Genomic DNA, 18,872 nt, shown 5'->3' with positions numbered 1-18,872 from the left:
GGTATGCCCACCCTGCGTCTCGCCCTTTCCCAGGTCAATCCGAGCGTCGGCGACCTCGCCGGAAACGCCGAGCTGGTCCGCAGTTGGACTCGCCAGGCCGCCGACGCCGGTGCCCAGCTGGTGCTCTTCCCGGAGATGATGCTGACCGGGTACCCGGTGGAGGACCTGGTCTTCCGGCGTTCCTTCGTCGCCGCGTCCCGGGCCGCCGTGGAGCGGCTCGCCGCCGACCTGGCCGCCGACGGTCTCGGCGAGTTGCCGGTCGTGGTCGGCTACCTGGACGCCGACGGCCCGCCGCAGGTCAGCGGGGACGCCGAGCCGGGCCGGGGGGCCCGCAACGCCGCCGCGTTGCTGCACCGGGGCGTGGTGGCCGCCCGCTACTTCAAGCACCACCTGCCCAACTACGGGGTCTTCGACGAGGACCGGTACTTCGTCTCCGGTGACGCGCTGACAGTGGTGCGGCTCGGCGGCGTGGACGTCGCGCTGACCATCTGTGAGGACCTGTGGCAGGCCGGCGGTCCGTTCGCCGCCGCCCGGTGGGCCGGCGTCGGCCTGGTCGTCAACATCAACGGCTCGCCGTACGAGCTGAACAAGGACGACATCCGGCTGCCGCTGGTCCGCCGCCGGGCCGCCGAGGCGGGCGCCACTGTCGCGTACGTCAACATGATCGGCGGGCAGGACGAGCTGGTCTTCGAGGGCGACTCGATGATCGTGAGCGCCGACGGTGAGCTGCTCACCCGGGCACCGCAGTTCGTCGAACACCTGCTCGTGCACGACGTCGAGTTGCCGGCCGCCGCCACCCCGCCGCCCGCCGAGACGCTGGCCGACGGGATGCGGATCGTGCACAGCACACTGGACGGCATTCCGCCCACCCCGTCCGGCCCGGCCGCCACCGGCGGGCTGATCGAGCCGGTGGCCGACGAGGCCGAGGTGTGGCAGGCGCTGGTGCTGGGTCTGCGCGACTACGTCAACAAGAACCGGTTCCCGTCGGTGGTGCTCGGTCTGTCCGGGGGCATCGACTCGGCGGTGGTGGCCGCGCTCGCCGTCGACGCGCTCGGGCCGGACCGGGTGGTCGGGGTGTCGCTGCCCAGCCAGCACTCCTCCGAGCACTCCCGGGAGGACGCCGCCGACCTGGCCAAGCGCACCGGCCTGGACTACCGCGTCGAGCCGATCCAGCCGATGGTCGACGGCTTCCTGGCCAACCTGTCGCTGTCCGGTGTGGCAGTGGAGAACCTGCAGGCCCGGGTGCGTGGCGTGATCCTGATGGCGCTGTCGAACCAGGAGGGCCACCTGGTGCTGACCACCGGCAACAAGAGCGAGCTGGCGGTCGGCTACTCCACGCTGTACGGCGACTCGGTGGGCGGCTTCAACCCGGTGAAGGACGTCTGGAAGACGCTGATCTGGCGGCTCGCGAAGTGGCGCAACCGGGACGCGGCCCGGCGTGGTGAGACCGCACCGATCCCGGAGAACTCGATCGGCAAGCCGCCGAGCGCCGAGCTGAGCCCGGGCCAGCTCGACAGCGACAGCCTGCCCGAGTACGACGTCCTGGACCCGATCCTGATCGGCTACGTCGACGGTGACCTCGGCCGCGACGGGCTGATCGAGTCGGGTCACGACCCGGCCGTGGTGGACCGGGTGCTGCGGCTGGTGGATACCGCCGAGTACAAGCGACGGCAGTCCGCGCCGGGCACGAAGATCTCCATGAAGGCGTTCGGCCGGGACCGCCGTCTGCCGATCACCAACCGGTGGCGCGAGCACGGCTGAGCCGTACCCCCCGGGGGTGCCGGGTCGGTGGCGCGGCCCGGCGCCGCCGCGCGGGGCGGGCCCGGGTGGCCAGCTGGGGCGGCTTCGCGCTGGTGGAGTGACATCTTGCACTGGGCCCTGCCGTCAGCCCGTCTCGCGGTGCGACGATCGCGACGGAACCCGGGGACCGCGCAGGCGGCCTCGAGGAAGGGAGACAGAGATGGTGGAGTCCACTCCGAGCGAGGTGACCGCGTTGTACGGCGGCCCGGCCACCCGACGGGTCCGCACCCGCGACCTGATGGCCGCCAAGGAGCGCGGCGAGCGCTGGCCGATGCTCACCTCGTACGACCAGTACACGGCGTCGATCTTCGACCAGGCCGGTGTTCCGGTGCTGCTGGTCGGCGACTCGGCCGCGAACAACGTGTTCGGCTACGAGACCACCCTGCCGATCACCGCCGATGAGCTGCTTCCGCTGGTCCGGGCCGTGGTGCGGGCGACCCGGCAGGCGCTGGTCGTCGGTGACCTGCCGTTCGGCTCGTACGAGGAGGGCCCGGCCCAGGCGCTGCGCACCGCCGTCCGGTTCATGAAGGAGGGTGGCTGTCACGCGGTGAAGTTGGAGGGTGGCCGCCGCAACGCCGCGCAGATCGCCGCGATCGTCGGTGCCGGCATCCCGGTGATGGCGCACATCGGTTTCACCCCGCAGAGCGAGCACACCCTGGGTGGCTACCGTGTGCAGGGTCGCGGCGACGCCGCCGACGAGGTGCTGGCCGACGCACGGGCGGTGACTGAGGCGGGCGCGTTCGCCGTGGTGCTGGAGATGGTGCCCGGCGAGGTGGCCAAGCGGATCACCCACGAGCTGCCGATCCCCACCGTGGGCATCGGCGCGGGCCCGGACACCGACGCGCAGGTGCTGGTCTGGCAGGACATGGCCGGGCTGCGGACGGGCAGGGCGCCACGGTTCGTGAAGCGGTACGCGGACCTGGCCGGTGCTCTCACCGACGCCACCCGCCGTTTCGCCGACGAGGTCCGCGGCGGCGAGTTCCCCGCCACCGAGCACACCTTCTAGACCGGTCGACGGGCCGGCCGCCGGACGGCCGGCCCGTTCACCGTTCGTGGATCGCCGGCGATTACCAGCCCTTGTGGAACATCGTCCAGGCGACGCCCGCCGCGGTCATCAAACCGATGACCGCGGCGAAGGCGATGGACCCTGATCCGAAGTCGGAGGATCTGCCGATGCCGGATTGGTAGACGAGGGCGCCGAACGCCAGGCCGGTCACCAGACCGATCACGATGGCCAGGGCGGGCCGTCGCGCTCCCTGCGGTCGTGACGGTGTCCGTTGCGCGCTGCCTGACTCCCTGTCGATGGACATGGTCGGTCTGGTGCCCCGGTCGGTTCAACGGCAAACCGCGTGCCCGACGGGTTGGTCAGAGGTCGGTGACGCGGATTCCGGCGTGCGCCTTGTAGCGCTTGTTGATCGCGATCAGGTTGGCGGTGAACGCCTCGATCTGGTGGGCGTTGCGCAGCCGCCCGGCGTAGATGCCCCGCATGCCGGGGATCCGGGCGGCGAGCGCGCCGACGATGTCGACCAGCTCACGGTCCTCGGTGCAGATCAGCACGTCCAGGTCGATCCGGTCGACCTCGGGGTCGGCCAGCAGCGGAGCGCTGACGTGGTTGAACGCGGCGCAGACCCGGGAGTCGGGCAGCAGCGCGGCGGCCTGCTGCACGGCGCTGCCCTCCGCGACGGTCAGCGCGTACGGGCCCTGCTTGTCGAAGCCGAGCGGGTTGACGCAGTCGACGACGATCCGGCCGGCGAGCGGCTCGGCGAGGGAGGCGACGGTGGCGGCGTGCCCGTCCCACGGCACCGCGATGATCACCACGTCGCTGCGTCGGGCCACCTCGTCGTTGGCCGCGCCGGTGACGCTGCCGCCGGCCGGCACCCCGGGCAGGGCGGCGATCTCGGCCGCGGACTCGGCGGCCCGCTCGGCCGACCGGGATCCGATCAGCACCGTCTGGCCGGCCCGCGCGAACCGGTAGGCGAGGCCCCGCCCCTGGTCGCCGGTGCCGCCGATGATGCCGACCGTCAGCCCGGACACGTCGGGCAGCGTGCTCGCGTCGTATGCCATGGCCTCATCCTCGCAAACCGCCCGGCCCGTCAGCAGCGCCGAGCGCTGTGAGAATCCCCGCTGCCGCCGGCGACCGCGCCTACAGGCCGGCGACCCCGCGCTCACAGGCCGGCGACCGCGCCCCACGGGCGCGGACCAGGCCCGCGACGGCGGCCCGGTCAGGCCAGCTCGAACAGGACGGTACGAGCCGCCGGGTCGGCGGTGACCAGGCGGACCCGGACCCGTTCGCCGAGCGGCAGTTGGCCGAGGCAGCGGGCGCGGACCGGCGGGGCGTCCAGCGCGACGGTGCCACCGGGCGGTCGGGGCCGGGACTTGCCGTTGGGCGGGGCGTCGACGTCGAGGACGGCCGCGTCGAAGGTCTCGCCCACCCGGTGCTCCAGCACCGCCGCCTCGGCCAGGTCGACGGCGCCGCGCGCCGCCGCCGAGGCGACCCGGTCGGTGCTCGCCATCACCTCGGGCAGCCGGGGCAACGCGGCGCGGGCCCAGTCGGGCACCGCCTGGCCGGCGTGCAGGGCCAGGCAGACCTCGGTGGCGTACCGGTCGGCCAGCCGCCGCAACGGTGCCGTCACGTGGGCGTACGCGGCCGCCACGCCACCGTGCTCCGGATGCTCCGGCAGCTCCCCGTCGAAGGCGGTGTACGCGGCACCGCGCATCAGCTCGGCCGCCTGGTCGATGAACGCGGCGGCGCGCGGCTGGGCGGCGTCCAGACCGGCGATGACCTGACCCGGGCCCACGTCGTCCGGCCAGTGCACGCCCAGCGGAGCGGCGGCGGCCCGGAGCCGCTGCACCGCTTCCGGCTTGGGCGCCGGCATCGTCCGCAGCAGACCCACCCGACCGGCCAGCATGATGTCGGCGGCAGCCATCCCGGTCAGCAGGGAGATCTGCGCGTTGTGCTCTTCCATCGGCACCGGCGCGCGCAGCACCAGCCGCCAGCCCTCACCGTCGGGTTCCAGATCCTGCTCGGGCAGCGGCAGGTTGATGGCGCCCCGGCTCAGCCCACGGGCAGTCAGCCGGTCGCCGATCTCCGGCAGCAGCGCGATCGGGTCGGGTAGCCGCCCGGCCTCGGCTGCCGCCTGCACCCCGGTGTAGTCGAGTTTGGCGCGGCTGCGGACCAGGGCGCGTTCCAGCTCGACGGCGACGGTGCCGCCGTCGGCGTCCAGGTCGATGGTCCAGAGCACCGCGGCCCGGTCGTCGTCGGGCAGCAGGCTGGCCGCACCCTCGCTGAGGGTGCGCGGGTGCAGCGGCACGTTGCCGTCGGGCAGGTAGATGGTCTGCCCCCGCCGCCAGGTCTCCGCCTCCAACGCCCCACCCGGGGTGACGTGCGCGGCGACGTCGGCGATCGCGTACCGCACCCGGTAGCCCCCACCGGGGCGGCGGGCGAGGTGCATCGCCTGGTCCAGGTCCCGCGAGCTGGCGGGGTCGACGGTGACGAACGGTATGTCGGTGCGGTCGACGGGCGGCTGCGGCGGTGCCGCAGCCGCCTCGTCGGCTTCACGCTGGGCGTCGGCCGGGAACTCCTCAGGCAGGCCGAGCTCCCGGCGCAACGCGCCGAAGTCGATGCGGGGCGCGAGTACGCGTCGGATGACCACGGGTCAATCCTGACAGCGCCACGGGTGATCCGCTTCCGGTGACCGGCCGGAAATCCGACCGGTCAGGGGATGCTCCGCGCTCAGCCGGTCGCCTTGCGGGCGGCGCTGCGGGCCCCCTTGGGGGCGCTGGCTCGGGCGGCGACCGGGCGGGCCGGCGACTTGCGGGCGGTCACCTTGCGGGCCGGGGCCTTGGCCGTGACGGTCTTCTTCGCCGGGGCCTTCTTCGCCGCCGCCTTACGGGCGGTGGTCGACGAGGTACCCGACACCTTCGCGGCCGGGGCCTTCTTGGCCGGAGCCTTGCGCGCGCCGCCGCTGGGGCGGGTCGACGCGGTCTTCTTCGCCGCCGCCGTCTTCTTCGCCGCCGTCTTCTTGGCGGCGGACGCCGTGGTCGCCACCTTCCGCGCCGGGGCCTTCGCCGCGCTGGTGGTCTTGCGGGCCGGGGCCTTCGCCGCGGTGGTGGTCTTCCGCGCCGAGGCCTTCGCCGCGGTGGTGGTCTTCCGCGCCGAGGCCTTCGCCGCGGTGGTGGTCTTCCGCGCCGAGGCCTTCGCGGCAGTGGTGGTCTTCTTCGCCGCGCTCACCGTCTTCTTCGCCGTACCGGTGGTCTTCTTCGCGGCGGTGGTCGTCTTGCGCGCGGTGGACGCCGGGGCCCGCTTGGCGGCGGCGGTCGTCTTGCGGGTGGTGGTCGAGGCCTTCGCGGGGGCCTTCTTGGCCGCCGCCGTGGTCTTGGTGGCGGCCTTCTTCGCGGGGGCCTTCGTAGCCGCCGTGGTGGTCTTCCTGGCCGGGGCGCGGCCCGCCCCGCCGGCGGCCTTGCGGGCCGGTGCCTTCGTGGCAGCCGTGGTGGACTTGCGCACGGGGGTGGTCCGGCTCGCCGCGGTGTTCCGCTCCGCCGCGGCGGTCTTCTTCGCGGTGGTGCGTCGGGCGGCCGGGCGCTTGGTGGCCTGCTGTGCTTCGGCCATCGTGGTTCCCTCCTCGGGGGACGTGCTCTCGCGTGCGTCCTCGCGGAGCACGAAAACCTCGGCGCGAGCCGTCCCGCGCCGCCTATCTGTCGTCCCCGGCCCAACGAGCGTCCTCGGCATCCCACGCCTCGTTCCGCTCCTGCACTCGTTGCAGGGCGTTCTCCGCGTCGGCCGCCGAGTCGTACGGGCCGAGAACGTGCTTCGCCGGACACACGTTGGAGTCCGTCTCGACCCGGTGATGCCGGGTGCACCAGTAGAACTGCCCACCACGTCCGCTGTCGCTCATGGGAATCACTGTGCACCGCGAACCGGCCGGCCGCCACCGGATCGCACAAGTCGCCGACGATCTCCACAGTAGATATGCATGGCATTCGTCGGGCCGAAATGGCGAAACGCGTGGGACTGGAACACCAGAAGATGCGCAGGTGAGCCCCGCTGTGGGCACCTCTATGATCGCGGGATGGCGATACCGGACTACATCCTGGGGTTGCGTAAGCACGTCGGCCACGACCTGCTCTGGTTGCCGAGCGTCAGCGCGGTGGTCCGCAACGACGCCGGGGAGCTGCTGCTCGGTCAGCGCGCCGACGACGGGCGGTGGTCGGTGATCAGCGGTTTCGTCGAGCCGGGCGAGCAGCCGGCCACCGCGCTGGTCCGCGAGGTGCGCGAGGAGACGGGCGTGGACGTGGCGCCGGTGCGGATGTCCAGCGCCGTGTCGCACCCGCACACGTACCCGAACGGGGACCGCTGTGAATACCTGAACATGGGGTTCCTGTGCCGGGTGATCGGCGGCACCGCCCGGGTCAACGACGACGAGTCGTTGGCCGTGCGGTGGTTCCCGTTGGACCGGCTGCCCGAGCTGGACAAGCACGCCCTGCTGGTCATCGCGTACGCGTTGCGCGAGAAGCAGTTGGCCGGTTACCTGGAGCCGGGTACGACGTGGGACGACGTACCCGACTGAGGTTCACACCGGGGTCGGCGCGAGGGCGACCGGCTCGGCGGGGGCCGACCGGGCCGCCCGGATGGTGTACGCGAGCGCGTACGGCGTGCACGCCAGGTAGAGCATGGGTTCCGCCCGCACCTCGTTGATGACGATGTGGAAGATCTCCCACGAGATGGTGGGCCTGGGCAGGCTGATGTTCCATTCCGTCCAGGTGGCGAGGAGCCACAGCGGTGAGGAGATCCAGTCGACGCCGCCCAGTGGCGTCGGACTGCTGACGGGGCCGGCGCGACGGCCTGCCGCGATGACGTCGACGACGGCGAGAATCACCGCGAGGTCGGCGGCGGCGAGTGCGCCGAGGATGCCCACCCACCAGGCCACACGGAGGCGGTTGCGGGAGGCGAGGCTCGCCGCGGCCCAGAGGGCCAGCGTCAGGCCGGCCAACCAGAGCAGCAGCCCGGGTACGAAGGTGACCGGGTCGTCCGGGGAGATGGCAGCGAGGAACACGGCACCGACCGCGCCGATGGGAAGCACCACGCCGAGCGCGATGCGTAGCGGGCTGTCGAGTGCGGTGTGTCGGGCCCAGCGCGCGGCGAACACCGCCAGCAGCACTGCCAACCCGATGGTGAGTGCCGTCCAGATCGGCTTCTGCACCCGCTGGGACCAGTCCTGGGTCACCATCCGCTCGATCGGCATGAGGGCGAAGGCACTGGCGAGCACGATGCCGACGCAGGCGATCGGGGAGAGCAGCAACGCGGCGGCGGTGCGTCCGATCCGACCGCGTATCAGGCGGCGGTCGACGATCGGGGCGCCGGTCCGACTGACAGCCAGGCTCGCCGCGAAGCCCAGCATTCTCGTCCGGTGACCGCTCTCGGCCAGCACGTGCAGCTCGGCGGCCCACTCGCGGCGCAGGTCGTCGCGAACCTCGGCCGGCCAGCGGCGCGCGGCCAACTCCAACAGCAGTTCGGCGGCCCGGCGGGTCACCACGCCGGCGCTCCGGTGGGCTCGGTGCCGCCCCACGAGCGACGCCCGTCGGGGATCGCGGCCCGCAGGTCGGCGAGCGCCTGGCGGGCCTGTGTCATCCCGACGGCGGTCAGTCGGTAGTAGCGGCGGGCCGGCCGGCCGGCCGCGACGGGATCGATCGCCTCCCAGTCGGCGGCCAGCCAGCCGGCCCCCTGCAACCGGTGCAGCACCGGGTAGAGGGTGCCGCTGGGCAGGCCGGTCAATCGCATCAGGTCGAGCCCGTAGCGCTGCTCGTCGGGCTCGGCCAGCAGCGCCGCGAGCACCTTCGCGACCGGAATGGTCATCCGCATCCGACCACTGTATCGGAACTCTACATAGGGGTGGGTACCCGTTCGACGGGAATCCACAGCTCGGCGTCCGCCTGGGTCCCGTCCGCCGACACCCGGACCCGGGAGATCTCCGGTCCAGGTCGGCTGCGGTACGGGTTGGACGGAAACCACTGGGTGAACACGTCACGCCACAGGAACTGCACCGCCTGCGGAAACGCGCCGGAGGTGGTGAACACCGCCCACGACCCCGCCCGCACCGGCAGCGCGTCCAGGTCCTCCGGCGGCTCGGTGCCGGTCACCACCCCGTGCCAGTAGTCCAGCTCGGTGCCCTCCTGCCGACTGTCGGCGAGGTTGTCGCTGACGTTGACGATCCCCTTCGGTTCCTGATCGGAGAGCGCCTCGATCCGCTCGGTCGTCTCCTTGTCGATGCTCCTGATGAACGCGACGATCGCCGGGTTCATCCCCTCGTGCACCAGCGGGACGCGGGCCTTGCGCCCCACCAGCGCGAACGCGTCCTTGTCGACGATCCGGTACTCCATGCTGCCGCTCCCTTCGACGGTGAGTCGGAAGGACATCCGGGGCTGGGCGCGCAACGCTGCCCCCGTACGCCGAGCAACTCCGGGCCCCACGCCGTGCACGGCGTGGAACGCCCGGGCGAACGCCTCAGCCGAGCCGTAGCCGTAGTGCACGGCGACGTCGAGCAACGTCCGCTCCCCCGCCAGCACGTCCGCGCCGGCGACGGTGAGCCGACGCCGACGGATGTACTCCGACAGCGGCATTCCGGCCAGCGCGGAGAACAGCCGCCGGAAGTGGTACTCCGACGTCAGCGCGATCCTCGCCAGCTCCGCCACCTCGACCTTCCGGTCGAGGTGACGCTCGATGTACGCCATGGCCTCGTTGAGCCGATCCAGCACCCCGGCCTCCTTCCCTTTCGAACACCGACGTTAGGTCGCAGGGTCGGTCGCCCACCCGACATCCGATGCCCGCATCGGTCGGGTACGCCCAATGACCTGACGTCGCCGACGGCCACGCGCAGATCTTGGACAGTTTCCGTTCCGAGCTGACGGAAAGTGTCCAAGATCTGGCCGTAGACCAGACGTGTGAGCCTGCCAGTGACCATCCGGGTCAGTCTGATCAGCGCGGCGGTTGCTGCATCATGAGCCAGGTGGGTACGGGCTCCGGCAGGAAGTTCATCACCTCCCAGCCGGCCCGGCGGTACAGCTCGACGTTGCCCGGCTTGCTGGTCTCCAGGATCGCCGGCTGTCCGTCGGCGGCGGCGCGGTCCAGCCCGGCCCGCATGACGGCACGGCCCCAACCGCGTCCGGCGTTGTCCGGGTGGGTGCCCAGGACACCGAGGTACCAGAACGGGAAAGCCGGCAGGGCGTCGTGCACGATGTCGTCGTAGCGCTGCACCCGGGCCAGCACGTCGGCCGGGTACGCAGAGACCTCCGGCACCCCGTGCGCAGGGGCCGCGGCCGACTGCCCGGTCGGCGGGTCCCAGAGGGCGACCGCCGCACCCCCGCCGATCGTCCAGATCGACTTCTGGTGCACCCGCTTGTCGAAGAGGTGCCCGAAGAAGGCGGCGCAGTACCGGGGATAGGTCTCCTCGTCGGGGAACAGCCACCGCAGGATCGGATCCTTGACGAACGCGGCGACGAGCGTGTCGACAACTGTGGCGCGGTCGGCGGGCGTGGCGATGGTGATCTCGGGCGTCGTCACAGCAGCCGACACTAGCGCCTTGACCCTGACACGGTGGCGGACCGGAGACTGCCCCCATGGACCTTGATGACTTTCGGAAACACTCCCCGTACAGCGACCCGGGTCGGTACGGCGAGCTCCTCGACGACGTGGCGACCGACTTTCCCGCCGTGGCGGCGACCGCCCGCAACGTGATCGTCCACTACCGGGCCGGCGGCGTCGAGTTGCCCGACGACCGGCTCGACGAGGTGAACCGCCGTTGGGTGGACCGCATCCTCGACACTGACCAGTCCCGCTTTCCGCTGCCCCTCGCGGCGCAGCGTCCGGCCGTCGACCGGGTGGCAGGCTGCTGTCGGGACCACACGCTGCTCTCGGTAGCGGTGCTGCGTCAGCACGGCGTTCCCAGCCGCAGCCGGGTCGGTTTCGCCTCCTACTTCGCGCCCGACTGGCACCACGACCACGTGCTGGTGGAGTACTGGAACGGCGACCGGTGGGTCTGGGCCGATCCGGAGCTCGACCCCGCCGGCGACTGGGGGTTCGACGGCTACGACATCGACCCGAAGGCAGGGCTCTTCGACTCGGCGGCGCGGGTGTGGTCGGCGTACCGGGCCGGGACGATCGACCCCGAGCGCTACGGCGTCAGCCCGGAGCTGCCGGTCCGGGGCGACTGGTTCATCCACGACTACGTCCTGATCGAGCTGGCCCACCGGCAGAAGGACGAGCTGCTGCTCTGGGACCGCTTCGGCGCGATGACCGAGGACATCGCCAGCGCCGACCTCACGCTCGTGGACGAGATCGCCGCGTTGTTGCTCGCCGCCGACGACGGTGACGAGACGGCGGAGAAGACCCTCGCCGACCGGTACGCCGGCGACGCCCGACTCCGCCCCGGCCCGCAGGTGCGCAGCATCTCGCCGGTCTCCGGCACCGTCAGCATCGTCGACCTGCGCCGCTGAGCGACCCGGGCGTGTGTGTCGACGTCCCCCGGATCCGACACACACACCCTACCCGAAGGTGAAGGCGTACGCCTCGGCGCCAGGCTCGCCGAACGTGATCTCCAGGGTCCGCTCCCGGACCGCGCCGTCCTGGCGGACGAGCTGGTGGAGCCGGCCGTCCTGGAGTACGCCGTTGCCGTCGGCGTCGACGTCGACGCCGTGGGACGGGCCGGGCGCCTCGCCGTCGAGCAGCACGCGGAACGGGATCGGCCCTCCCGCCCCGGGGGCCAGCACGAGATGCGCGTCGCGGGCGTGGAATCGGAAGGCGATGCCGCCGCCGGCCTGGTCCAGTACGACGTTCTCCGACCCGATCGTCCACTCTCCTGCCAGCGCCCACTGGTTGAGGCCGAGGCTCTCCGGCACCTGGTAGGCGCGACGTTCGTCGAGCGCCGGGCCGTTCGGCGACGCGAAGTGTTCACCGCGACCGAAACCGAGGTACGTCTCGGGCGTGCGCAGGTTGGTCCAGTCGGCCTCCGCCTCCGGTCCGAGCCCGTTGACGGGTACGGGTTCGCGCTCGATGCCGAGCAGTTGTTGGAGCACCCGCTCGGACTGCTCGTAGCGTCCCTCGCCGAAGTGCTCGTCGCGGATGACGCCGTCGGTGTCGACGAAGTAGAGCGCGGGCCAGTAGTGGTTGTCGAAGGCGCTCCAGATGGCGTAGTCGTTGTCGAGCGCCACCGGGTAGTCGATCGATCGGGCCGCCACCGCCCGCCGCACCCAGTCGGTCTTGTGCTCGAACCCGAACTCCGGGGTGTGCACCCCGACGACGACCAGCCCGTCATCGCGGTACGCCTGCGACCAGGCCCGCACGTACGGCTCCTGGCGCAGCCAGTTGATGCAGGTCAGCGTCCAGAAGTTGACCAGGACGACGCGTCCGCCCAGGTCGGCGGGGCCGAGTGGCTCGGAGTTGAGCCACTCGGCCGCCCCGCTGAGCGGGGGCAGGTGCACGGCCATCTAGCGCAGCGACCGGAAAGCGGTGCGAAGCTCTTCGGAGAAGATCTTCGGCTGTTCCCAGGCGGCGAAGTGCCCGCCCACGTCGAGCTTGTTGTAGTAGATGAGGTTGGAGTATGCCTGCTCGGCCCAACTCTGTGGCGCCTCGTACAGCTCGTCGGGGAAGACGCTCACGGCGACCGGCACCTTCACGCCCTTGGCGGCGAAGAACGAGAGTTTGTTCTCCGCGTACAGGCGGGACGCGGAGACCGCGGTGTTCGTCAACCAGTAGAGCGAGATGTTGTCCAGGATGTCGTCGCGGGTGAGGCCCGCCTTGGCCCCGTCGAACACCTGCGAGATCAGGGCCAGACTCTTCGAGTCGTGGTCGAGCAGGAAGGACGCCAGGCCGACCGGAGAATCCGCCAGCCCGGTCAGCGTCTGCGGACGTGTCGCCATCATGAGGGCGTAGGCGACGTGTTTCCACACGTAGTTGGCTTCCGTGGCGGCCCGCATCTCGTCGTCGGAGAGACCGGAGGGCAGCGAGCCCATGGCGTTGTTCGCACCGGTGGTGTCGCCCTGGAACAACAGGTCGATCTCGGTGGGGATCGCACCGGGCATGTTGGTGTGGATGCCGAGCAGTTCCGGAGGCGCCTGGAGGCCCATCTGGTCGACGATGACCGCACCCCAGTCGCCGCCCTGCGCGACGAACCGGTTGTAGCCGAGCCGCTTCATCAGCTCCGTCCAGGCGGTTGCGATCTTCTGCGGGTTCCATCCCGGCTCGGTCGGCTTGCCGGAGAAGCCGTGGCCGGGCAGTGACGGAATCACCAGGTGGAAGGCGTCGGATGCGCTCGCGCCGTGCTTGGTGGGGTCGGTGAGCGGCTCAATGATCTTCATCTGCTCGATGACCGAGCCCGGCCACCCGTGGGTGACGATGAGCGGCATCGCGTCCTCGTGTTTCGAGCGCACGTGGATGAAGTGGATGTCCACCCCGTCGATGGTGGTCATGAACTGCGGTACGGCGTTCAGCCGCGCCTCGACCTTGCGCCAGTCGTACTCCTTCTCCCAATAGCGGGCGACGGCCTGAATCGTCGCGAGTGGCACGCCCTGCGACTGGTCGTCCACCGTTTCCTTGTCCGGCCAGCGGGTGGCCTTGACGCGCCGCTTCAGGTCATCGAGGTCGGCCTGGGGAATGTCGACCGAGAACGGTCGAATCTCCGTGGTGCCCGGACGAGTCTTGGTTTTGACAGCCATGCCTGTTTCCTCTCCGTCTAGGTTTGCGCCTCGCGAGGAGAAATCATGGGGTGAAGGCTCTGCCCGGACTTGTGTGCCAAAGGAATTGGGCACGCCGCCGCCATATCTCGGAGCCTAGAACGCCGGGCCTGCCGCCCGTGGCGATACGAGCAGCCCTCTCATTGGTGGGGTCCGGGGGCCGCGACGGCCTTTTCGGCGGCTCGGCTGACCTGCTCCCAGCTCGCCCAGGTGTCCATCCGCCGGCGGGAGAGGTCGAACGCCAGGTCGTACACCATGCTGCCGAGCAGGAGCCGCAGCGGCGGGTCGTCGCTGTCGACAAGTCGCAGCAGCGCCTCGGCGGCCAGCCGGGGTTCGCTGTCGATCGAGCCGTCCGCCCACTGGCGCTCCAGCTCGGCGCGTAGTGGCGCGTAGGCGTCCATCGGGGTGGTGGCGCTCAGGCTGGTGTAGAGGTCGGTCCAGTAGCCGCCCGGCTGCACGATGCTGACGGTGATGCCGAAGGCCGCCGCCTCCATCGCCAGCGCCTCGCTCATGCCTTCCAGGGCGAACTTGCTGGCGCTGTAGAGGCCGGTGCTCGGAAAGCCGCCGAGCGCCGCGATGCTGGAGACCTGCACGATGTGGCCGGACCGCTGGGCGCGCAGGTGTGGCAGCACGGCCTGACTGACCCAGAGCGCGCCGAAGAGGTTGACCTCGAACTGGGCGCGCGCCTCGGCCTCGGTGAACTCCTCGATCATGCCCATGGACAGGGTGCCGGCGTTGTTGACGACGATGTCGAGCCGGCCGACGTGTTCGACGGCGGTGTCCACGGCGGCGGCGACCGCCGCGCGGTCGGTCACGTCGAGGGTCAGGGCCAGCAGTCGGTCGGCGTACTTCGGGTCGAAGTCGGCCTGGTCGATGGTCCGGGCGGCGGCGACCACCCGGTCGCCCCGGTCGAGTGCGGCGTCGGCGAAGGCGCGGCCCAGGCCGCGGCTGGCACCGGTGATGAACCAGGTACGCATGCGCTTCTCCTCATTCCAAGACGAGACGGTCCGTCTCGTGATGGACCGAGGCTAGGGTGCGACACCTCCGCCGTCAAGACGAGACGGTTCGTCTCGTGAACTGATATCGTTCGGCCCATGACCCCCAATACGGCCCGGCGCCGGGAGACCTCCCGCCGCGCCATCCTCACCGCGGCCTTCGACCTGCTCCAGGAGACGGGGTACGCGAAGCTCAGCATCGAGGGCATCGCCGCGCGGGCCGGCGTCGGCAAACAGACCATCTACCGCTGGTGGCCGTCGAAGGGCGCTGTCATCTTCGACGCCTTCCTCATGCTCAGCGAGGCCACCGAGGGTGGGCCGCCGACGCTGCCGGACACCGGCGATCTGGCGGCGGACCTGACCCTGGTGCTGCGCGCCACGGTCGAGGAGATGAACGACCCCCGGTACGAGCAACCGATGCGCGCGCTGGCCACCGAGATCGCGCTCGACCCCGAGCTGGCCGCGGCGTACGCGCAACGGTTGGACGGGCCGCTGAAGGAGGCCAAACGGCAACGCCTGCGCAGCGCCCAACAGGCCGGGCAGATCGCCGACGACGTCGACCTCGACGTGGCGGTGGACATCATCTGGGGGCCCGTGCTCAACCGCTGGCTGCACCGCAGCGGACCGCTCACCGCCGAGTACGCCGATCTCGTCGTCAGCACCGCCCTCAACGGACTGCGCCCACGCCGAGCCGGCGAGTGACGATCGGTGGGACGGCTTTGCGCTGCCACAGCGGGGTGCGGCAACATCAGGCGCCGTGACGGCACCAGGCGCGGCCCCCGACCACGATCTCCCGGCCAGCGACACCGGCGGGCCCCGGTCGAGTCGGCGGGTCAGACACTGGTTGGCCGGTGCCGGGGTCACCGCTCTGGCCGCCGTCCTGGGCATCACCCTCGCCGTGCGCGGCGGCGCCACCCCGGCCTGCGCCGCACCACCGACGGGCAACACCGTCCACAAGGGAAAGGCCAGCTTCTACGACGCCGGCCGCTCGGGCGGCAACTGCTCCTTCCCCGGTCCGCCGGCGGACCGCCTCTACGTGGCCCTCGGCGCATCCCAGTACTCCGGATCGGCGGCCTGTGGCAGTTACCTGGAGGTGAGCGGCCCGAAGGGCAAGGTCCGGGTGATGGTCATGGACCAGTGCGGCGGCTGCGGACCCAGCAAGATCGACCTGTCCACCGAGGCGTTCACCAGGATCGCGGACCGGTCTCAGGGCATCGCGCCCGTGACGTACCGGGCGGTGGTGAACCCACCGCTCGACGGAGGGCTCACCTTCCGGATCAAGGGCGGTGCCTCGACTTACTGGTTCGCCGTGCAGGTCGGCAACCACGGCAACCCGCTGCGCTCGGTCGAGGCGAAGGGGCCGGGCGGCGGCTTCCGCAAGGCCGCCCGGCAGAGCGACAACCACTGGGCCATCGACGGCGGGATCGGCCCCGGGCCGTACCGCATCAGGGTCACCGACGTGTACGGACGCCAGGCGACCGCCACCGGCATCCGCCTGGTCACCAGGCAGGTGCAACGCAGCGCGGCCACCCTCGCCAGCGCCTCCCCCACGCCCAGCACCTCACCATCGGCCCCGCCGAGCCCCACCATCGCGCCGTCGCCGACGGAGTCCACCGCGCCGACGGCGACGGTCGAAGCGCTCGCGGGTGCCGCCGCTCCGCTCGACCGCCCCCACTGCTGACCGGGCCGGCGGCCGCAAGCAGCCTCAGCGAAACACCCGCCCGACAATCGTCAGTAGCGCCCTGAGCAGCACGTATACGCGGTACACCGCGTATGCCAGCCACACCAGGAACAGGACGAAGGCGGTGACGATGAGAGCGGGTCCCACGATGGTCGTCTCCTCGACCACCCAGCCGCCCGCGATCATCACGGTGACCACGACACCGAGCAGCACGACCGCACGTGCCACCCCCTTCGACGCGTCCCACAAGGCTGTCGCGGACACGCGAGCCGACCGAGCTTCCGCTGCGGGCATGGTGGGCGACGCGACCGCTGCCGGCGCGTGCGACGCCAGGTCGTCGAGGTGCCGACCTGCGGCGCGATCCCGTTCGTCGGCCGAGCGCCGCAGGACAGCCTCCAGTGCCCGCAGGTCGTCCCGACCACGAGGCAGGCCGGTACGTGGGTCGGTGAGGAGCAGCAGGGGAACGGGAGGTTTCTCGTCTGCCGTGCGGGCCAGCACCCACGCATCGCCGAAGCCCCTCAGTCGGCCCGGTCGCAGCACCGTGACGATCCCCGACAGCAGGCTGGTCCGGGGCGACTCCGCATCAGCACCGGTGACGAGGTCGCTGTCGTCGATCATCGCTCCGTCGTCGAGCAGGCCCCGGCACGTCTCGGTGAATCGCCGAACGACTGTGGTGACGATGCCGACCACCGACAGGGCCACGAACAGCACGATGACGCCGAGCAGCTCGTTGTGTTGTGTCGCGACGATGGTGAGCGACAGCGACGGGATGAGGACGAGCAGGTACCAGCCGACGAAGAGCACTGCCCTGCGCCGGTCCAGCCACCGCGTGAGCCGGGCCTGGTCGGGCTGGTCCGGAAAATCCCGCAGGGGAACGCCGCTGACCGGCTCGATCGGTTGCCGGCTCAGCTGGTGGAAACGTTCACCCGCCAGCAGCGCCAGGTCCCTCGCGAACTGCTCCTCGTCGTAGGCCACCTCGCCGAGCTCGAACAGTTCGACGGCCGGCTGGCCGTCCACCGGGCTCTTCTCGGGCAGCGGGACGCCCAGACTCACCCCGGCCGCAGGCACCAGGAGCAGACGTGGACCCCGCAGCGTGCGTTGGACAATTGTCCCGGGAACGTCGGCGAGCACCACCGCGGCGACCTCGTCCCATCGCAGGTGGCGTTTGAGCTTCGGAATCCGCACCGACAAGCCGTGCGAGTCGACATCGACGCGGAACGGCATCACCGCGTCGCGCACCAGCCGGCCACCGGAAGCCAGGCCCAACGCCACGGCCGCCGCGCTCAGGAACAGGCCGATCCAGGCGATGTCCATCACCACGTACGCGATCGCGAGAGCACCGGTGAGCAGCAGGCTCCCGAACGCCAGGAGAACGAGGCGATCGACGTACGGTTGCCGTACCTGCATCAGCTCATCGTCTGGCACGAGGTCAAGCCGCAGACGGATCGACGATCCGAGGTGGTGTGAATCTGAGTTGCCTCGGAGCAGGTGGGGACCGAACATCGCGGTATGGATGCCGTGGTGCAGTGGGTCCGTACGTCATGGACCAGGAGTTCACGCGGCGGAGCCGAGGCAACGCGGCGTAACGCCGTGCCCGTGTCGTTCGTCCTGCCGGAACGGGCGGTGCCGTTCGTTCAAGAGATCAAGATATCGGAGGCCGTGGGGTTCGAGCCTCGCGAGGAACTGACACACCCGCCGTACCGCAGCGACGTGCGCCTCCGAATGGTGGCTGGTCACCTCCAGGTTGAGTTGCTCGCGCCGCGCAGGGGCGTGCCGCGCCGTCACCGCCGGCCGCCCACGGTGCGACTCGCCCGGGGCGAATGGCTGCGCTGGCACATCAACTACCGTTTCGCCGGGCTGAACGGCGGTGCCACGACGTACCGTCTGGACACCCTCAACCTGGCCCATGGCGCGGTTCCGGCCGACACTTTCCTCGGCGAACCGACCCGTTTCATCGACGAACGCGCGCACATCTGGTAGCTGCCACCGCCCCCGCCTCAGCCCTCGTACCCGTCGGGTCTCCGACCCGACGTTCCCGCGCGGTATCTGCCGCTGTCGACGACAAACGCGCGAACCACGGTTGTCGATGAACGGATATCGCACCTGTCACCGTTTGATCAGTTCGATCGGAACAGCCCGACAGCGGGCTACGGCCGGAGGATTGCCGCAGGCATTGCTGAAGCCGACCGAGCCGCGCAATAAGAAGAGAATTCACCTCGGCCTCCCCAAGCGACTGACGCAGTAGTGATGCCCCTGTCCGGGTACCGACTCAATCTCTCCATATCAGCGCGCGCCGTGAAACCATCCGCGGTGCAAGGTGGAGAGTGGCGTCAATCGAGGGGGCGTTTCCGTGTTGCTCGAAGTGCCTCTTGACGATGGTACATCGATCTTGGTGGAGATCGATCGGCCCGACGACGGGCCGGTCAAGGTGGGGCGGGAAAAGATTGTCTCCCGTGCGACGCAGACCTTCCAGGATGCGCTCGATCCAATTATCAGAATGGCCACCGGTGTCAGCGACAAACTGCGTGAGTCCAATCCCGGGGAGATCAGCGTGGCGTTCGGTGTCAAGTTCACCGCCGAGTCCGGGATAATTCTCAGCAAGATAGCCAGCGAGGCCAATCTGACAGTGACCGTGCAGTGGGACACAGCCAGACCCCCCGCCGCCCAATGAC

General features: G+C 70.8%; 21 protein-coding genes. 8 read left to right on the top strand and 13 right to left on the bottom strand.

What is annotated here, in order from left to right; genetic code table 11:
• The first annotated feature begins 3 nt into the window (after nucleotides 1-3).
• The gene (locus ACZ6NZ_RS30790; RefSeq protein ID WP_465861336.1) at nucleotides 4-1,761 is read left to right on the top strand and encodes an NAD+ synthase; all 1,758 of its coding nucleotides are present in this window, start codon (nucleotides 4-6) and stop codon (nucleotides 1,759-1,761) included.
• Nucleotides 1,762-1,960: 199 nt separating this feature from the next.
• Complete coding sequence (gene panB / locus ACZ6NZ_RS30785; protein WP_465861335.1) at nucleotides 1,961-2,806, top strand: 3-methyl-2-oxobutanoate hydroxymethyltransferase; 846 nt, start codon at nucleotides 1,961-1,963, stop codon at nucleotides 2,804-2,806.
• A 61-nt stretch (nucleotides 2,807-2,867) separates the two neighbouring features.
• Here panB and ACZ6NZ_RS30780 read toward each other — a convergent pair whose 3' ends face one another.
• From ACZ6NZ_RS30780 to ACZ6NZ_RS30760, 5 genes are all read right to left on the bottom strand, one after another.
• Nucleotides 2,868-3,110 carry a hypothetical protein gene (locus ACZ6NZ_RS30780; protein ID WP_465861334.1) on the bottom strand — a complete coding sequence of 81 codons (243 nt, stop codon included), beginning with the start codon at nucleotides 3,108-3,110 and terminating at the stop codon, nucleotides 2,868-2,870.
• A 55-nt stretch (nucleotides 3,111-3,165) separates the two neighbouring features.
• Nucleotides 3,166-3,864 carry an NADPH-dependent F420 reductase gene (gene npdG, locus ACZ6NZ_RS30775; protein ID WP_465861333.1) on the bottom strand — a complete coding sequence of 233 codons (699 nt, stop codon included), beginning with the start codon at nucleotides 3,862-3,864 and terminating at the stop codon, nucleotides 3,166-3,168.
• A gap of 158 nt (nucleotides 3,865-4,022) precedes the next feature.
• Entirely contained in the window at nucleotides 4,023-5,453 is a 1,431-nt protein-coding gene (locus tag ACZ6NZ_RS30770) for an RNB domain-containing ribonuclease (protein WP_465861332.1), read from the bottom strand.
• 80 nt (nucleotides 5,454-5,533) lie between these two features.
• Nucleotides 5,534-6,409, bottom strand: coding sequence for a histone (locus ACZ6NZ_RS30765; RefSeq protein ID WP_465861331.1), 876 nt, complete (start codon nucleotides 6,407-6,409; stop codon nucleotides 5,534-5,536).
• An 82-nt stretch (nucleotides 6,410-6,491) separates the two neighbouring features.
• Nucleotides 6,492-6,695, bottom strand: coding sequence for a hypothetical protein (locus ACZ6NZ_RS30760; protein ID WP_091409533.1), 204 nt, complete (start codon nucleotides 6,693-6,695; stop codon nucleotides 6,492-6,494).
• A gap of 174 nt (nucleotides 6,696-6,869) precedes the next feature.
• Here ACZ6NZ_RS30760 and ACZ6NZ_RS30755 point away from each other — a divergent pair, with 174 nt between their 5' ends.
• Nucleotides 6,870-7,367, top strand: a complete 498-nt coding sequence (locus ACZ6NZ_RS30755) for an NUDIX hydrolase (RefSeq protein ID WP_465861330.1) — start codon at nucleotides 6,870-6,872, stop codon at nucleotides 7,365-7,367.
• A 3-nt stretch (nucleotides 7,368-7,370) separates the two neighbouring features.
• Here ACZ6NZ_RS30755 and ACZ6NZ_RS30750 read toward each other — a convergent pair whose 3' ends face one another.
• The 4 genes from ACZ6NZ_RS30750 to ACZ6NZ_RS30735 all read right to left on the bottom strand — a co-directional run bounded on the left by ACZ6NZ_RS30750 (nucleotide 7,371) and on the right by ACZ6NZ_RS30735 (nucleotide 10,357).
• Entirely contained in the window at nucleotides 7,371-8,333 is a 963-nt protein-coding gene (locus ACZ6NZ_RS30750; RefSeq protein ID WP_465861329.1) for a hypothetical protein, read from the bottom strand.
• The gene (locus ACZ6NZ_RS30745; RefSeq protein ID WP_465861328.1) at nucleotides 8,327-8,659 is read right to left on the bottom strand and encodes a PadR family transcriptional regulator; all 333 of its coding nucleotides are present in this window, start codon (nucleotides 8,657-8,659) and stop codon (nucleotides 8,327-8,329) included. The genes ACZ6NZ_RS30750 and ACZ6NZ_RS30745 overlap by 7 nt, the downstream gene beginning before the upstream one ends.
• A 20-nt stretch (nucleotides 8,660-8,679) precedes the next feature.
• Nucleotides 8,680-9,552 (bottom strand): GyrI-like domain-containing protein, encoded by an 873-nt coding sequence (locus tag ACZ6NZ_RS30740; protein ID WP_465861327.1) that lies wholly within the window; start codon nucleotides 9,550-9,552, stop codon nucleotides 8,680-8,682.
• A gap of 220 nt (nucleotides 9,553-9,772) precedes the next feature.
• Nucleotides 9,773-10,357, bottom strand: a complete 585-nt coding sequence (locus ACZ6NZ_RS30735; protein WP_465861326.1) for a GNAT family N-acetyltransferase — start codon at nucleotides 10,355-10,357, stop codon at nucleotides 9,773-9,775.
• A 56-nt stretch (nucleotides 10,358-10,413) separates the two neighbouring features.
• On the opposite strand from ACZ6NZ_RS30735, the gene ACZ6NZ_RS30730 reads away from it, so the two are divergent.
• The gene (locus tag ACZ6NZ_RS30730) at nucleotides 10,414-11,289 is read left to right on the top strand and encodes a transglutaminase domain-containing protein (RefSeq protein WP_465861325.1); all 876 of its coding nucleotides are present in this window, start codon (nucleotides 10,414-10,416) and stop codon (nucleotides 11,287-11,289) included.
• 48 nt (nucleotides 11,290-11,337) lie between these two features.
• On the opposite strand, the gene ACZ6NZ_RS30725 is transcribed toward ACZ6NZ_RS30730, so the two are convergent.
• The 3 genes from ACZ6NZ_RS30725 to ACZ6NZ_RS30715 form a co-directional block, all read right to left on the bottom strand.
• Nucleotides 11,338-12,279 carry a redoxin family protein gene (locus ACZ6NZ_RS30725; RefSeq protein ID WP_465861324.1) on the bottom strand — a complete coding sequence of 314 codons (942 nt, stop codon included), beginning with the start codon at nucleotides 12,277-12,279 and terminating at the stop codon, nucleotides 11,338-11,340.
• Nucleotides 12,280-13,506, bottom strand: a complete 1,227-nt coding sequence (locus ACZ6NZ_RS30720) for an epoxide hydrolase family protein (protein ID WP_465861323.1) — start codon at nucleotides 13,504-13,506, stop codon at nucleotides 12,280-12,282. It lies immediately after the preceding gene.
• A gap of 158 nt (nucleotides 13,507-13,664) precedes the next feature.
• The gene (locus tag ACZ6NZ_RS30715; RefSeq protein ID WP_465861322.1) at nucleotides 13,665-14,501 is read right to left on the bottom strand and encodes an SDR family NAD(P)-dependent oxidoreductase; all 837 of its coding nucleotides are present in this window, start codon (nucleotides 14,499-14,501) and stop codon (nucleotides 13,665-13,667) included.
• Between the two features lie 117 nt (nucleotides 14,502-14,618).
• On the opposite strand from ACZ6NZ_RS30715, the gene ACZ6NZ_RS30710 reads away from it, so the two are divergent.
• Together ACZ6NZ_RS30710 and ACZ6NZ_RS30705 are read left to right on the top strand one after the other, a co-directional pair.
• Nucleotides 14,619-15,221 carry a TetR/AcrR family transcriptional regulator gene (locus ACZ6NZ_RS30710; protein ID WP_465861321.1) on the top strand — a complete coding sequence of 201 codons (603 nt, stop codon included), beginning with the start codon at nucleotides 14,619-14,621 and terminating at the stop codon, nucleotides 15,219-15,221.
• 55 nt (nucleotides 15,222-15,276) lie between these two features.
• Nucleotides 15,277-16,200, top strand: a complete 924-nt coding sequence (locus tag ACZ6NZ_RS30705; RefSeq protein WP_465861320.1) for an expansin EXLX1 family cellulose-binding protein — start codon at nucleotides 15,277-15,279, stop codon at nucleotides 16,198-16,200.
• Nucleotides 16,201-16,224: 24 nt separating this feature from the next.
• On the opposite strand, the gene ACZ6NZ_RS30700 is transcribed toward ACZ6NZ_RS30705, so the two are convergent.
• On the bottom strand, nucleotides 16,225-17,607 hold the full coding sequence (locus tag ACZ6NZ_RS30700; RefSeq protein WP_465861319.1) for a hypothetical protein: 1,383 nt from the start codon (nucleotides 17,605-17,607) through the stop codon (nucleotides 16,225-16,227).
• Nucleotides 17,608-17,796: 189 nt separating this feature from the next.
• Between ACZ6NZ_RS30700 and ACZ6NZ_RS30695 the strand changes: the two genes are divergently transcribed.
• Together ACZ6NZ_RS30695 and ACZ6NZ_RS30690 are read left to right on the top strand one after the other, a co-directional pair.
• A complete protein-coding gene (locus tag ACZ6NZ_RS30695; protein ID WP_465861318.1) occupies nucleotides 17,797-18,180 on the top strand; it encodes a hypothetical protein in 384 nt (127 codons plus the stop codon).
• A gap of 370 nt (nucleotides 18,181-18,550) precedes the next feature.
• Nucleotides 18,551-18,871, top strand: coding sequence for a CU044_2847 family protein (locus tag ACZ6NZ_RS30690; RefSeq protein ID WP_465861317.1), 321 nt, complete (start codon nucleotides 18,551-18,553; stop codon nucleotides 18,869-18,871).
• Nucleotide 18,872 lies beyond the last annotated feature (1 nt).

This window comes from Micromonospora sp. NPDC047756 (genome assembly GCF_055587245.1).
Note: the sequence above shows the minus strand (reverse complement) of the source record. Positions and strands in the feature narration are given on the sequence as shown.

Coding starts and splice junctions, on each gene's coding strand:
- ACZ6NZ_RS30780 (WP_465861334.1), bottom strand. CDS start 3,110: ATGTCCATCGACAGGGAGTCAGGCAGCGCGCAACGGACACCGTCACGA.
- ACZ6NZ_RS30715 (WP_465861322.1), bottom strand. CDS start 14,501: ATGCGTACCTGGTTCATCACCGGTGCCAGCCGCGGCCTGGGCCGCGCC.
- ACZ6NZ_RS30720 (WP_465861323.1), bottom strand. CDS start 13,506: ATGGCTGTCAAAACCAAGACTCGTCCGGGCACCACGGAGATTCGACCG.
- ACZ6NZ_RS30730 (WP_465861325.1), top strand. CDS start 10,414: ATGGACCTTGATGACTTTCGGAAACACTCCCCGTACAGCGACCCGGGT.
- ACZ6NZ_RS30765 (WP_465861331.1), bottom strand. CDS start 6,409: ATGGCCGAAGCACAGCAGGCCACCAAGCGCCCGGCCGCCCGACGCACC.
- ACZ6NZ_RS30710 (WP_465861321.1), top strand. CDS start 14,619: ATGACCCCCAATACGGCCCGGCGCCGGGAGACCTCCCGCCGCGCCATC.
- ACZ6NZ_RS30745 (WP_465861328.1), bottom strand. CDS start 8,659: ATGCGGATGACCATTCCGGTCGCGAAGGTGCTCGCGGCGCTGCTGGCC.
- ACZ6NZ_RS30755 (WP_465861330.1), top strand. CDS start 6,870: ATGGCGATACCGGACTACATCCTGGGGTTGCGTAAGCACGTCGGCCAC.
- npdG (WP_465861333.1), bottom strand. CDS start 3,864: ATGGCATACGACGCGAGCACGCTGCCCGACGTGTCCGGGCTGACGGTC.
- ACZ6NZ_RS30700 (WP_465861319.1), bottom strand. CDS start 17,607: ATGCAGGTACGGCAACCGTACGTCGATCGCCTCGTTCTCCTGGCGTTC.
- ACZ6NZ_RS30725 (WP_465861324.1), bottom strand. CDS start 12,279: ATGGCCGTGCACCTGCCCCCGCTCAGCGGGGCGGCCGAGTGGCTCAAC.
- panB (WP_465861335.1), top strand. CDS start 1,961: ATGGTGGAGTCCACTCCGAGCGAGGTGACCGCGTTGTACGGCGGCCCG.
- ACZ6NZ_RS30790 (WP_465861336.1), top strand. CDS start 4: ATGCCCACCCTGCGTCTCGCCCTTTCCCAGGTCAATCCGAGCGTCGGC.
- ACZ6NZ_RS30760 (WP_091409533.1), bottom strand. CDS start 6,695: ATGAGCGACAGCGGACGTGGTGGGCAGTTCTACTGGTGCACCCGGCAT.